This is a genomic window from Vicinamibacterales bacterium (genome assembly GCA_036496585.1).
Classification (GTDB): Bacteria; Acidobacteriota; Vicinamibacteria; order Vicinamibacterales; family 2-12-FULL-66-21; genus JAICSD01.
The window spans coordinates 1-14,001 of record DASXLB010000046.1 but is presented as its reverse complement, the minus strand read 5'-3'; the positions used below and the strand labels follow the sequence as shown (position 1 = coordinate 14,001).

Sequence of the window (14,001 nt, the reverse complement as noted above, 5' to 3'; positions counted from 1 at the left end):
GACTTTTAATCACAGGGTCGTGGGTTCGATCCCCACCCGGGTCATTTCCTCGTAACTTCCTACTGAATCAATCGATGGGCGCCGACCGCGGAGGCCGGATCCGCGCGGCGGATGTCCGTCGGTTCGGCCGTTTGTGCGAATGGTGTGCGAATAAAGTCCCGCGAGGCTTCGAAGCGCTGCAGGCCGGCATCCGTCACGCCGAGGTATCTCGACGTCATCGTGATGTTCGAGTGCCCAACCACGGCTGCACTTCCGCCAGCGTTGCGCCGCTCTCCAGCAGACGGTTGGCGAATTCGCGCCTCAGGTCGTGGTAATGCACGCCAGCCACCGACGCCCGCCGGCACGTGGCGCCCCACGCCGTCTTCACTGGCGCGATCTGCTCGCCGCCTTCGTTGCCAAACACGTCGACGCGCACACCGTTGCGACCTTCATCGGTGTCCTTCACGCGTTCGTGGACGGGAAGCCGTATTCGCGCAACCCGCGCGACATCGTCCTCGGAGCCCACACGCAGATCACGCCGGAAGTCGGGGCACCGTTCGTGCCGCCGCCCGTCTACGCGTTTCCGAACGGGTTGTGAGGACGGCCAACGTCATTCGCATAGAGTAAGGGCGCGTGTTCCTCGTTCCTGCAATCGTTCTCTGCCAGATCGTGTCTCCTGCCGTTGTTCCATCCGGAGGCGTCGTGATCGCTGCGGACACTCGTCTGCCGGTCGCGGGCGCGCAGGTCCTGATCGTCGGCTACCGCGGCGTCGAGCGTACGGATGCCACGGGTCATTTCCGCTGGGCGGCGGTGCCGCCGCCGGCGCCGGTGACGCTGATTGTCATCTTGCCGGATGGACACGTTGCTCGACCGATACGAGTCGAGTCGTGGACTACGGCTGGAGATCTGATGCTCGACGCGGAAGCCGTGGTGACCGATACGGTCACGGTTGACGGCGTAGCCCCGACGATCGACAGCGCACCCGCTGCATCGACTACGCTCTTGCCCGCGGCGGATATCGAACAGCGCGCACCGGCCACGCTGACCCAGGCGCTCGAGAATGTCCCTGGCGTCGCCGCTATTGCCGACGGGGGACAGGGCGCGGTGCCCGCGATCCGCGGGCTTGGTCGCGATCGCTCCTTGATCCTGCTCGACGGCAACCGCGTGTCCACGGAACGGCGAGCCGGTCCCAATGCGTCGTTTCTCGATCCGGCGACTGTCAGCAGTATCGAAGTCGCCCGGGGAGCCGGCTCGGTGGCCTACGGCTCGGACGCATTCGGCGGGGTGATCGCCGCGAGTACGCGGCGGCCCGATTACCACGCGCCGTGGACGGCTCGAGTGTCCGGAACCGTGGGTGCGGGGATCCCGGAGGCGCGCGGCGAAGTCGAGCTGTCGCGTGGCTACGGATCCGGCGGCATCCTCGTCGCGGTGCACGCCCGCGAGTTCGACGACTACCGCGCGCCCACCGGAACGGTCCCGAACTCGGGCTGGAAGGATGGCGGAATCAGTGCGCTCTGGGAGCACTCGACCGGTTCGGGCACGTGGTCGGCTGGCTGGATCACGGGACTGGACCGCGACATCGGCCGTCCGCGGAACGACGCGACGACAATCACGGCGACGACCCCCTATGAAGACTCGCATCGGCTCACGCTCTCGTACCAAGCCCGTTTGGCGGGGTGGTTCAGGAACGTGCGGTTCGGCGGCCTCTACGGAACGTCGCGGGAACGGACCGAACAGGATCGGCTCGCCACCGCGAAGCAGCCCAGGCAACTGGCCCAGGCCGACATGTCGTCGCGCGACGGGCAACTGCGCATCACCGGAGAGCACGGCTTCGGCCGGATCCGGCTCCAGATGGGCGCCGACTATCAGGGGCGCTACGGCCTCGAGGCGACCGACACGACGGTGGCCTACACGCTCGCCGGTGACCTCGCGTCGTCGGTCGCGAATCCATCGATTGAGTCCGCGCATCGCCATGGGCTGGGCATCTTCGGTCAGGCCGATGCGCAGGTGACGCCGCGCCTCCGCCTGAGCGGCGGACTGCGTGCCGATACGGTGCACAACATCAATGAGGGCGGGTACTTTGGCGATCGCCGCGTCATCAACAGCGCGGTGGCGGGCCTCGCAAGCGCGACGTATACCGTAGCGCCGCGCACCACGCTCACGGCGCAAGTCGCTCGCGGGTTCCGCGATCCGACCCTGACGGACCGCTTCTACCGTGGCCCGGTCGGCCGCGGATTCATCGAAGGGAATCCCGATCTCGAGCCGGAGACGAGCCGCCAGATCGACGTGACCGCCCGGTGGGAGAACGGCCCGCTCCGGGTCTCCGCCGCCTGCTACGACTACAGAATCGCGAATCTCGTCGAGCGTTACCTGGTGGGAACAACCAACTTCTTCTTCCGGAATCGCGGCGCAGGTGATCTGCGCGGCGGTGAGGTCGAGGCCCAGGCGAGCGTGCCCTATGGATTCCTCATGGATGTGACCGCGCAGACCTCGCGTGGCCACGACGCCGACACCGGCGCGCCGCTCGACGACATCGCCCCACCCTCGGTCGCGCTCGTCGTGCGGCACGCGGCGGGCAACCGGATGTCGTCGTATCTGCGGATCGCCGCCATCGCGCGTCACGATGCGGCCGGCCCGAGCGAGGTCCCGACGCCGGGGTATGTGCCGCTCGATGCCGGCGTGACCTGGCACTGGTCGCGGAGTGGTGAACTGAGCGGTCTCCTGCGAAATGCCCTCGACCAGCGTTTCTACTCCAACGCCGGCCCCCGCTGGGTCGATGCCCCAGGCCGCAACGGAACGCTCACGTTATTGCTGAGGTTCTGACCTATTCGGGTATCATCTGCCCCGTCCTTAATGAAAAAGATTGGATCGCCGGCGCGCCGGAAGTTTCTCCAACTCGGCGCGTCTGGCGTCGCGGCGGCCATCGGTTCCGGCGGTGGGTTGCTCGCCGGCCATGAGCCTCAGGCCCAGACGTCCTCGTCGACGGCGGCCCCGCCGCAGGCGCCTCCCTCTCCTCCCGACGCCACGGGCGTGATGGACCCTGCCGCGATGCCCACGGAGACGTGGACAGAGCCCTGGGTCTGGCGACCTGCCGACTGGCCTGGCCAGGCGCTGGATCTGAACGTTGTCGAGCGTAACGAGCCCGAGAAGGCGCCGTCGCTCGGGCAGATTTTCCCTGGCCAATTCAGCTTTGGCGGCATCAGCCCGGCGCCGACGATCCGCGTCCGCGGCGACGGCGTGCTTCGCATCCGCCTGCGGAACCTGCTTGGCGCCGATTTCGGCAAGATGTGGATCGGGCCGTGCCCGGATCCGCTCTCGGTGCCCACTGACCAGGCCTTCGCCTTCGAACGCGAGGTGGCAAAAGCCGCAGGCAAACCGGTTCCCGACAAGTCCGATCCGGCGTTCACCGTGCTCGAGCACCTCGAAGCGTTCGGCCGATTCCTGTCGGTGATGACAATGGACGGCCAGTGCATGACGGGCATCTCGAACTCCGAGCATGGCTCGCGCGTGACCAACCTGCACACCCACGGGCTGCACGTCATGCCAGGCGCCAACCCCGGCCGGGGCACCGAGTCCGACAACGTGCGGGTGCGGCTGTTGAGCCATGACGACTGGGCGATGCGCCAGAAGATGGGCGGCGCCGCGTGCATGTCGAAACCGCACGAATACGTCGGCCACGTGGACTACGAGATCTCGCTCGGCCACGTACAGCGGGCCGCGATGCAGGAGGCCGGACGCCCTCCCCAACCGGATCCGCCGGGCACCCACTGGTACCACCCGCATGCTCACGGCTCCACGCACGACCAGGTCTCGTCCGGCATGGCCGGCTTCCTCATCGTCGAAGGGGATGTGGACGACGCGATCAACACGGCGATGACGGGGAGCGCGCATCCGGACCCGACCGAGCCGACGGGCGCTCACGACTATCGCGAGCGGCTCGTCTTCATCCAGCGCGTCGCCGTCAATTCGTCCGACTTCAATGCCCCGGGGAGTCGCCGACAGCGCTTCCTTCCTGCGCCGGTGCCTCCTGAGGGCATTCCGCCGCCGTGCGTCATGTTCATGCGGCCTGGCGCCGTCGAACGCTGGCGTGTCCTGAACGGCAGCGTGGACGGCCGCGGCTTCAAGCGCGTGATGGTGCTGGACGGCCAGTACGTCTTCAAGGGCGATCGACTCCACCGCGTCGAGAAGGTCGACGGCACGCCGCCGACGCGTCGTCTCATCGCGATGACCCGTGCGGATATCGAAGCGGCCAAGATGCCGATCTACCAGCTTGCCGTGGACGGCATCACGCTCGTGAGCGTCGAGAACGGCCGCGCGCGGCACACCATCAAGGATCTATCTCGTAGTAATGCGGACTCGGTGAATCCGCTGACGCGTCCTCCAGCCGCCGGCCAGTCGGAATCGGAGGCCTTGCTTCGCAATCTCGAGGCGTGCTTCCGCGATGGCCAGTCGCTCCGCGATGCGTTCGTCCGGCCCAACGAGGTCTGGATGTCCACGGCCAACCGGACGGATCTGCTCTTCAAGGCGCCGTTGAATGCGGCAGGCCGGGTGTTCACGGTCGTCGCGCAGGAGGAGATTCTCCACACCGACAACTTCCAGGGGCGCGTGCAGCGGAGCCTCAGCCTCGGCCGCCCGGCCTTCGGCCCGGCCAACCCCGGCCCGGTGGACCTGGTCGTGGCGCACGTCCATGTGCGTGGCACCCCCGTCGAGGGGGGAGACTTCGAGGTGATGTCGCTGCGGGATCACCTGCCGCCGGTGCCGCCCTACCTGCAGCCGGTCGCGGACGAGGAAACCCGCATGGCGGCGGCCGAGGCGCGCGCGCGTGGCGTGAAGCCCGGTAGCCACCGGACGCGGGTCGTGAGCTATTCCGGCTACGGCTCGGCGGGGTTCCCGATTATCGACGTGCCTGAGTCGTACGCCACTGCCCACCCGGAGTTGAAGAACCTGACGTGGGCCGAAGTCCAGGGCAAGCGCGTCCTGCTGGCGCCCAACGCGCGCACCATGGCGGTCAACAACCAGATGGATCTGGCGAAGAATCCAAACCCGCCGCCGCCACGGAAGTTCGCGCCCGGCGAGCCCGATCGCATCCGCCCCCTCGTCGAGACCGCGGAGGAGTGGGTTCTCTACAACCCGTCGGTGACCCTCTGGGCCCATACCGATCTCGAGCGGTTCCCGCAGCCTGGCGGCACCCCCGGCCAGTTCCGCTCCTACCCGGTCCCGCGGGGTGACGGCCAGGCCCGGTTCTGGAAGGATCACGAGTTCCGCATCGTGACCAACGCCGCGGATCACCCGTTCCACATCCACGTGAATCCCATGTGGGTGACGCGAATCGAGGTACCCGACGAGCAGGGGCGGTTGCACAACCTGCTCGACGAGCCGCGCTGGATGGATACGGTCTCGATTCCCCGCAACGGCGGGCGCGTGGTGTTCCGGTCGCGGTTCGCGGACTATACCGGCCAGTGGATCCACCACTGTCACATCCTCATGCACGAGGACATGGGGATGATGCAGGAGCTGGAATGCGTCGCCGCACCGGGATCGTCGAACGCGAATCCGCGCGATCGTGTCGCCAGCCACGAGATGACCGCGGAAAAGGTCAGCGCCATCTACCCGCGGCCCTCGGTCGAGATTTCGTACCGGCAAGGCCTGTCATTCACCGATCCGAATCCTCACACCGGCCAGACCTACCCGGGCTTCGAGTTCGAGGTTCCGAAGCTGGCCGACTGACCGGCTCGGTCCCTACAGGTCCTCGGCCAGATTGGCGCCGGTGGCATGGGTGAGGTCTAGCGCGCCACCGACACCAACCTGAAACGATCGGTCGCCATCAAGATGCTGCCAGCCTCGGTAGCGGGTGATGGCGATCGGCTCGCCAGGTTCCAGCGCGAGGCCGAGGTCCCTCGCAGTTGGCGCGCTCGGGCGACGCGTCGCGCCGACTGCGCTCAGGCTCCCTCCACTCCGCTCGCGCGTTGACGGTCGCTCCGTGCGGTCGCAGCAGGCGCGTCCCGTCGGCCCGGCCGCCGCCGACCATCCTCCGCCTCGCGCTTTCAGCTCCCCCGCTCCACTCGCTTGTCGACGCTCGCTGCGGGCCGACCCCCGCCGCCGAATCGCGGCCCCGGAACGCATGCTTGGCGGCGCGGCGCAGTGAATGACACAATAGCGGGCTGACGCCCGTATGCTGCCCGTCCTCTTTCACATCGGCTCGTTCGAGATCACCAGTTTTGGCGTGATGGTCGCGCTGGGCGCGCTGGCGGGCCTCTGGGTCTTCCGCCGTGAACTGGCGCGCGCCGGCCTGCCCGACGCGGCGCTCGACGCGGCGGTCTACGGACTCGTCGGCGGACTGCTCGGCGCCAAGCTCCTCTACGTCTTCGAACACGTCCAGGAATCCCCGTTCCTGTCGCTGCTGTTCGACCGCGGCGGCATGAGCTGGTTCGGGGGGTTCGTCGGCGGCCTCGCGGCCGGCTACCTGACGATCCGTTCGCGGCACTGGCCGCTGGTGCCGGTGCTGGCCGCCGCCACGCCGGCCCTCGCCGTCGGCCAGATGCTCGGCCGCGTCGGCTGCTTCCTGGTCGGCGACGACTACGGCCGGCCGACGTCGCTCCCCTGGGGCGTGGCGTTTCCCCGCGGCCTGCCGCCGACATTCGATCGCGTGCACCCGACGCAGATCTACGAGGCGCTGTTTCTGGCGGTGCTCGCGTGGGCTCTGATCCGCTGGCGGCGCAGAGGCGTGGCCGACCGCACCGTGCTCGGACGCTACTTCGTTCTCGCCGGCGCGTTCCGGTTTCTCCTGGAGTTCGTGCGCGTGAACGTGCGCGTGCTCGGGCCGCTCACCGTGGCGCACTGCTTCGCGTTGCTCGTCGTGGTCTTCGGTCTGGTGGTGCTGCGGCGAACCGCCCCGCCGGTCCGTCACTGAACTCGGCCGTCAAAAAAGTCGACCTCGACCGCAGCGGCGCTGTGCTACATTTGGCGCGCTTGGTGCCGGCGACCGCGTAACCCGATGGCGACTTGTCCCCGCTGCAAGGGTCACCTGACAGATGGACACCGCTGCCCGCGTCGCCCCGCCCTCGTAGCGCTCGAGATCGGCGGCTCGATGCTCGGCGGGGGTTTGGCCGGCCTCCTCCTGCTGGCTGTTCTCGACCCGACCGGTCAGGCGAATCTCGACGGCCTCACCTTTTTCGTCGGCGCGCTCGTAGGCGTCGGCATCAACCGGTTCGTCCGACGCTAGCGGCCTGTTTCTTGCTCCGCGACGCCCGCAACGTTGAAAAGGGGGCGCGGCGTGTCGCAATTGCAGACAGCGACAGTAAATTCGACCATCCTCGCCGGAGACACCACGCTGGCGCTGCCACTCGTGCTCGTCGCGGATCCGAATGCCACCTCGCGCGAACGGCGCGCTGAGCAGCTCCGCAGCCGCGGCTTTCGCGTCACGCTGGCCCGAACCTCATTCGAAGCCATCGTCAAAGCCTCATGGCATCTGCCGGATCTGATCCTGCTCGACGGCGCCCTCGAAGGCGACGGCCAGGACGACACGAGCGCCCTGCTGTCGACCTGTCCCGCCACTGCCCATATCCCGATCGTCCATCTCGCCGCGGGCGGACGCCTCACGACGCGCGCCCTGGCGCGGCTGCGAGGCTGAGCGGCGGCGCGAGCGGGGCCGTTACCGGCCGCTCGACTGCGGGCTGGTCGCCGAAAACTCCTCGAACGAGCCCTTGAAGTCGACGATCCGCCCGGGCTCGATCTGCCAGACGCGGGTGCCGACCTCTTCGATCAGGTCCTGGTCGTGCGTCACCAGCAGAATCGTCCCCTCGTACTTCTGCAGCGCGACGTTCATCGCGTTGATCGACTCGAGATCGAGATGGTTGGTCGGTTCGTCGAGGACGAGGATGTTCGGCTTCTGCAGCATGATCCGGCAGAACAGCAGGCGCGCGGTCTCGCCACCAGACAACGCCTCGGTGGGCTTCAACCCTTCCTCGCCGCTGAAGAGCATCTGGCCGAGCAGCCCGTGGATGTCCTGGCGGGCGGCGTCGGGATCGAACTGGTGCAGCCAGTCGACGGCCGTCAACCCCTTCTGAATCACCCCGGTGTGATCCTGGGGGAAGTAGCCGACCAAGGTCTCGTGCCCCCAGCGCACCTGGCCGCTGTCGATATCGCCGGGCGAAGCCGCCAGCCCCGGCGCGTCGGCCAGCAGCGCCTTGAGCAGCGTCGTCTTGCCCACGCCGTTGCGCCCGACGACCACGATCTTGTCCCCGCGGTTGACGATCGCGTCGAAGCCGTCGATGACCTGGTGAACGCTGCCGTCGCTGGCAAAGGCCTTCGCGACGTCCTTGATCTCCATCGCCATCCGGCCCGACGGGCGGTTCATCTTGAAGTTGATGTACGGGCGCTGGATGTTCGAACGCGCGAGGTCGGTCGTCTGCAGCCGCTCCACTTCCTTGCGTCGCGAGGTCGTCTGCGCCGATCGCGTGCCGGCCGAGAAGCGGGCGATGAATTCCTGCAGCTGCGCGATTTTCTTGTCGCGCTGCGCGTTTTCGGACTCGACGCGGGACCGGATCTGCGTCTTCTGCAGCACCATCTCGTCGTAGCCGCCGGTGTAGGTGATGATCGTCTGGTAGTCGATGTCGGCGGTGTGCGTCGTCACCGCGTTGAGGAAGTGGCGATCGTGCGAGATGACGATCAACGTCCCCTCGTAGCGCGTCAGGGAATCGCAGAGCCAGTGGATCGACTCGAGGTCGAGATGGTTGGTGGGCTCGTCGAGGAGCAGCGCCTGCGGATGGCCGAACAGCGCCTGCGCGAGGAGCACCCGCACCTTCTGGCCGCCCTGCAGCTCCGACATCCGCCGCTCGTGCACCGCCTCGGGAATGTCGAGACCGTCGAGCAGGATCGCCGCGTCGCTTTCCGCCGAATAGCCGTCCTCTTCGCCGACGATCCCCTCGAGCTCGGCCAGCCGCATGCCCTGCTCGTCGGTCATGTCGGTGAGCGCGTAGAGGCGCTCGCGCTCCTCGAGCGCGGGCCACAGCCGCCTGTTCCCCATGATGACGGTATCGACGACCCGGAAGCTGTCGAACGCGAACTGGTCCTGCCGCAGCACTCCGACTTTCTCCGGCCGCACCACCGTGCCCTTCTGCGGCGGGGTTTCCCCGGTCAGCAGCTTCATGAAGGTGGACTTGCCGGCGCCGTTGGGCCCGGTCAAGCCATACCTCCGCCCTGGCGAGAACGCGACAGCCACGTCCTCGAACAGAATTTTCGACCCGAACCGCATCGACACACCAGAGACAGCGATCACTCGAACCTCGTCATTGAGAAGAAGGGAACCTCCGATTATAACCCGCAGCCGCCTCGATGTCCCAACGCGTAGAGCGTCGTTTCGGGATAGCCGGCGAAGGGATCGGCCGCCAGGATCCAGGCGAGGCGCGGCAAGGTGACCGGCGGAGGGTGATAGGTAGCCACCGGCCCTAGCCCGAAACAGGCCACGTCGCGGGGAGGATCGCCGTCACGCGTGCGCCAGATCAGGAAATCGGCCGCGGGCAGCGCCACCGCTTTGCCCTGCGCTTCCGGATGGCTCCAGCGCGACCAGTCGGCAAAGCTCAACTGCGGCACTGAGTAATATCGGGAGCCGGCGCGCTCGACCGGCAGGAACAGATCGGGGCCGGGTCCGAGCACGCGCGAGCCCGGCGGCACGTGGTCGGCGACGAAGCGCGCGAGCTTCGACGGATCGCGCGCGTCCCAGGTGATGGCGGCCCGCACGATCTTGGCGGCCCTGACCCCGCCGAACAGGAGGCACAACAGCAGCGCGAGCCCAGCGGCGGCGCGCCGGTGCAGCGCGCTGAGCGGGGTCGGGAGCGCGATCACCACGGCGGTCAGCGGCATCACGAAGTACACGCCGAAGATGAACGTGTAGTTGAACAGCGTGATCGTCAGCACGAGCGTCGTCCAGGTGGCGACCAGCGCGAAGGCGCCGGCGAGCGCCTGGGGCGTCGCGTCCCGGCTGCGCATCAGATAGGCCGCCGCAAGCGCGCCCGCCACCGAGAAGACGAGCGGGATCGCCTGCCACGACGTGAACATCAGATCGCGCGCCGCCGCCGCGGGCAGCAGCGCGACGTCGGTATTTTCGTGCGTAGCGATGGTCGCCATGAGCCGGACCCACCCGGCCGGACCGCCAAACCGGATCAGGGTCCACGCCAGCAGGATCCCGCCTCCGCTTGCGACGGCGGCCAGTCCGACGCGGCGGGTGGCGCGCGGCACCGGCGCGGCTCGCCACTGCTCCACTATCCCGGCGATCACGAGCGCCGCAAGAAACGGAAACGTCCGTGGCGTGGTCAGCGCCGCCGCCGCGAACAGCGTGCCGGCGCCGAGCCCATACAGCACGGGCCGCCGCTGTCGCGCGAACCCGGCGAGCAGGATGGCGAGACCGGACATCTCAATGCCTACCGCCATCGAGTCCATCCGGCCGCTCGACGCGGCCGCACCCGCTTCGGGCGTCAGCAGCAGCAGGAGCCACGTCCACGCCTGCCGGGACGGGCCGCCGCCGAGCGCGCGGCAGATGCACACGCCGGCCGCCGCGCAGAGCAGCACCCCGAGCAGGCCGATGGCGCGGAACGCCGCAACCGATACGCCGAACAGCGAAAAGAACAGGTCGACCGTCCGGAAGTAGATCGGGCCGTAGAACGCGATGTGATCGACGGCGGTCGGCGCCGACGCGTCGAGCATCGACGGCACACCCGGCGGGCCGTAGTGATACGCACGTGCGATGGACGCGTAAAACGGCTCGTCTTTTTGAGAGACGGGTTGCCGCGTCAGCGTAACGACGAACGTGCCGACGATGACGAGAGAAAGCGCCCAGACAAGAGCCGCAGCCCTCGGTGCCCGCAAACCGCGCGTAGTATAAACGAGCTACTCTCTTTATGACCACCGGTCGACGCGAGCAACTCCCTGAATGGACGGTGGCTGACGAAGCCGGACTGAGGCTCGACAAGTTCCTCGCCGCGCCGGCGCGGCTCGGCTCGCGGGCGCGCGCGATGACGGCGATCGAGCGGGGAAAGATCTTTCTCAACGAGCGCGAGGCCGGCGCCTCCGACGCCGCGACCCGGCTGGCGGCCGGCGATCGCGTCCGCGTCTGGATGGACCGACCCGGGAGCGCCCGCGCGCACGCCGGTCCGCGGCAGGTCGCCGACGTCCTGATCGTCTACGAAGACGAGGCACTGCTCGTCGTCAACAAGCCGCCGGGGCTGCTGGCGGTGCCGCTCGAGCGCAAGGCCCAGGCCTCTTCGGTGTTCGATCAGCTCGAGGACCACTTCCGCTCGCGCGGCAAGCGCAGGCCGCTCGTCGTCCACCGCATCGATCGCGACACCTCCGGCCTGGTGGTGTTCGCGAAGACGACTGCGGCGCAGCATGCCGTCAAGGATCAGTTCCGCCGCCGCGAGCCCGACCGCGTCTACCTCGCCGTGGTCTACGGCCGGCCGTCGCCGCCGAGCGGCACATGGCGCGATCATCTCGTGTGGGACGACAAGGCGCTGATCCAGAAGGAGACCCACCCGAACGATCCCCACGCGCAGGAGGCGATCAGCGACTACCGGTTACGGGAAGCGCTGGGGGACGCGTCGCTGATCGAAGTACGTCTGCGCACCGGCCGACGGAATCAGATTCGCATCCAGGCGCGGCTGCGCGGCCACACGCTCGTCGGCGAGAAGCGGTATACGTATGGTCCCGACGCGATCCGGACGATTAGTTTCGAGCGTCAGGCGCTGCACGCCTTCCAGTTGTCGTTCCTGCATCCCGCTGACGGCCGCCGTCTGACGTTCGAAGCGCCGCTGCCGGCCGACTTCCAGTCGCTGCTCGATCGTCTAAGAAAGCGTTGAAGGCGTCGGCCGCGGCCGCCGGACGCGGACGGCTTCGGCGGGGGCTAGCGCACGAACGGGATGTAGGCGGACACGCGCGCGCGGTACGCGTCGAAGACGGATCCGAACCGCGACGCCAGCAGCGCGTCTTCGATGCGCACGCGAATCTCGGTGCCGGCCAGAAAGAAGACCGCCGCAATCGCCAGGAACCGCAGCCGCGTCAGCAGCAGCCCGGTGCCGAGCAGCATCGCCAGCATCGACGCGTAGATCGGATGACGGACGATCCGGTACGATCCCTCCTGCACGAGGCGGTGGTCGGCGTTCAAACCGGCGTCGAACCGCCACTGCCGTCCCAGCGTGCGCGCACTCGTCCAGGTGAGCAGCGGGCCGGCCGCCAGGAACGGCAGGGCCGCCGCCCACCGCCACCACGGCGTCGCCGCTGCCCACGCCCACGCGCTCCAGACGAAGAAGAAGCCAACCCCTTCGAGCGCGATGCCCCACCGCGCCCGCTTGTCGATCGTCTGGGCGGCGACACCTTTTGAGAGACCGAAGAACGGCACCATCCACAATCCCCACGCCGCGGCAAGCGTGACGAGCGCGGCCGCGGAGACTCTCAAAAGATGGTCCCCGTCTCTCCCAGCATCGCCTTCCGGACGAGCGGCAGCGGTAGCGGCCCGAGATGGATGAACGTGTCGTGGAAATCCTGAAGCGTGAACTGCGCGCCTTTTTTTGCCTTGTAGTCGTCCCGCAGCTTCAGGATCATCAGCTTGCCCATCGTGTAGTAGCCGTAGGTCGCGTCCGTGGTCCCGCGCTTGGCCTCGGACACGGCCACGGGCCGCGGCTGGTAGCCGTCGCTCACGAAGAAGTCTTCGGCCTGCTTCACCGTCATGCCCTTGGTGTGCAACTTGATGCCGGCGATGAACCGGGCATCGCGCAGCAGCGCGTCCTGGATCTGTGCGAGGCGGTACTTCGGGTCGCCGTCGTGAAAGCCTTCGTCGAGCACCATCTGTTCGCAGTAGTGGGCCCACCCTTCCGAGTTGCTGGCCACGCCGATCACCTTGCGGACGTCCGACGGGAACTGCTTCGCGTAGAGGAACTGCAGGTAGTGCCCCGGCCACACTTCGTGGACCGACACGTTCGAGATGGCGGCGAAGTACCACTGCGACATGAACTCGGCGATCTGCTTCTTCGGCCACTTCGGGTCCGGCAGCGTCATGTTGTAGTAGGCCTCGGTCGCCTTCGTCTCATACGGGCCCGGCGTGTCCATCGAGGCCGAGGTGGTCGCGCGCATGAACGGCGGCGTCTCCTGCACGCGGGCCGGCGCCGCCTGCGGCACGGAGACGATGTGGTGATCGGACATGAAGTGACCGAGCGCGTCGAGCTCGGCCTGTGTCACCGACAGCAGTTTGTCGGCCGGCGGATGCTCGGCCTGCACCCTGGCCAGCACCTCCATCGGCGTATGCGCCGGGTCGATCTTCTTGGCCGTCTCGGCGAAGGCCGCCTTGTTCTTCGCCATGTCCTGCTCGGCGATGGTGAGGAGCTGGTCGATCGGCGTGTCGATCATCTCGTCGGCTGCCAGCTTTTTCGCGTAGACGTCGGCGCCGATGGCGTACTCGCCTTTCGACCGCTTCGAGAGATCGGTCTGCAGCCATGTCTTGTAGTCGCCGAGCGCGGCGATCACGGCGTCGTTCGACTGCTTGAACTGTGCGAGGAGCGCGGCGTCCTTGACCTCCGGGAACGCTTGCGGCACCGCGTCCTTGAAGAAGCCCTGGCTGCCGTCGAGTTGATCGATGGCAATCCGGGTCAGGATGGCGGGCGGGTTGTCGAGGTTCTTGCGCGCCTCGAGCAGGGCGGCCGGCATCTGCTTCTCGCGCGCGATCACCTGCTTCAGGCGTACCTCGGGCGGCGCGTAGGAGCGCTTGATCATCAGATAGGCGGTGTTGGTGATGCCGCTGCTGTAGATGTCGGGATTGCGCGCCCACGGCTGGACGGTCTGGAGCGACAGGACGCGCGAGTCGATCGCGTGCAGCAGCATCTCGCGATCGAGCTGGTTCGACGGCGACAACGACGCCGGGTCGGCGGCGGCGATCCGCTGCCGGAACGCCGTCGCGGCGGCGGCCTCGTCGGTCACCGCCTGCTTCGAGTAGTCGTCGAGCGTTTCGTCGTACTTGTGGATCCCGAGCGCCGTCGCCAT

11 protein-coding genes are annotated in these 14,001 nt (G+C 67.8%); 6 read left to right on the top strand and 5 right to left on the bottom strand.

All coding sequences use genetic code 11. The features are described from left to right. Positions 1-214: 214 nt before the first annotated feature. Positions 215-445, bottom strand: a complete 231-nt coding sequence (locus VGI12_15245) for a hypothetical protein (protein ID HEY2434029.1) — start codon at positions 443-445, stop codon at positions 215-217. A gap of 6 nt (positions 446-451) precedes the next feature. Here VGI12_15245 and VGI12_15240 point away from each other — a divergent pair, with 6 nt between their 5' ends. The 5 genes from VGI12_15240 to VGI12_15220 all read left to right on the top strand — a co-directional run bounded on the left by VGI12_15240 (position 452) and on the right by VGI12_15220 (position 7,609). Next, the gene (locus VGI12_15240; GenBank protein HEY2434028.1) at positions 452-577 is read left to right on the top strand and encodes a hypothetical protein; all 126 of its coding nucleotides are present in this window, start codon (positions 452-454) and stop codon (positions 575-577) included. Positions 578-681: 104 nt separating this feature from the next. Beyond that, entirely contained in the window at positions 682-2,802 is a 2,121-nt protein-coding gene (locus VGI12_15235; GenBank protein HEY2434027.1) for a TonB-dependent receptor, read from the top strand. Between the two features lie 225 nt (positions 2,803-3,027). Beyond that, on the top strand, positions 3,028-5,706 hold the full coding sequence (locus VGI12_15230) for a multicopper oxidase domain-containing protein (GenBank protein HEY2434026.1): 2,679 nt from the start codon (positions 3,028-3,030) through the stop codon (positions 5,704-5,706). A 445-nt stretch (positions 5,707-6,151) separates the two neighbouring features. Further along, positions 6,152-6,889, top strand: coding sequence for a prolipoprotein diacylglyceryl transferase (locus VGI12_15225; GenBank protein ID HEY2434025.1), 738 nt, complete (start codon positions 6,152-6,154; stop codon positions 6,887-6,889). A 372-nt stretch (positions 6,890-7,261) separates the two neighbouring features. Continuing rightward, positions 7,262-7,609 (top strand): hypothetical protein, encoded by a 348-nt coding sequence (locus VGI12_15220; protein ID HEY2434024.1) that lies wholly within the window; start codon positions 7,262-7,264, stop codon positions 7,607-7,609. A gap of 21 nt (positions 7,610-7,630) precedes the next feature. Here the strand turns inward: VGI12_15220 and VGI12_15215 are convergent, their stop codons facing one another. Both VGI12_15215 and VGI12_15210 read right to left on the bottom strand, forming a co-directional pair. Then, positions 7,631-9,256, bottom strand: coding sequence for an ATP-binding cassette domain-containing protein (locus VGI12_15215; protein ID HEY2434023.1), 1,626 nt, complete (start codon positions 9,254-9,256; stop codon positions 7,631-7,633). Between the two features lie 35 nt (positions 9,257-9,291). Continuing rightward, entirely contained in the window at positions 9,292-10,842 is a 1,551-nt protein-coding gene (locus VGI12_15210; GenBank protein ID HEY2434022.1) for a hypothetical protein, read from the bottom strand. Positions 10,843-10,913: 71 nt separating this feature from the next. Here VGI12_15210 and VGI12_15205 point away from each other — a divergent pair, with 71 nt between their 5' ends. Then, a complete protein-coding gene (locus VGI12_15205) occupies positions 10,914-11,828 on the top strand; it encodes an RluA family pseudouridine synthase (GenBank protein ID HEY2434021.1) in 915 nt (304 codons plus the stop codon). A 44-nt stretch (positions 11,829-11,872) separates the two neighbouring features. Here VGI12_15205 and VGI12_15200 read toward each other — a convergent pair whose 3' ends face one another. Together VGI12_15200 and VGI12_15195 are read right to left on the bottom strand one after the other, a co-directional pair. After that, positions 11,873-12,424 carry an isoprenylcysteine carboxylmethyltransferase family protein gene (locus VGI12_15200; GenBank protein ID HEY2434020.1) on the bottom strand — a complete coding sequence of 184 codons (552 nt, stop codon included), beginning with the start codon at positions 12,422-12,424 and terminating at the stop codon, positions 11,873-11,875. Then, the coding region (locus VGI12_15195) for a DUF885 domain-containing protein (protein ID HEY2434019.1) at positions 12,421-14,001 on the bottom strand (1,581 nt) is incomplete at its 5' end. The genes VGI12_15195 and VGI12_15200, both read right to left, overlap by 4 nt.

Excerpts from the sequence above, each read along its gene's own strand:
- VGI12_15230 (HEY2434026.1), top strand. The coding sequence starts at position 3,028 with ATGCCCACGGAGACGTGGACAGAGCCCTGGGTCTGGCGACCTGCCGAC.
- VGI12_15225 (HEY2434025.1), top strand. The coding sequence starts at position 6,152 with ATGCTGCCCGTCCTCTTTCACATCGGCTCGTTCGAGATCACCAGTTTT.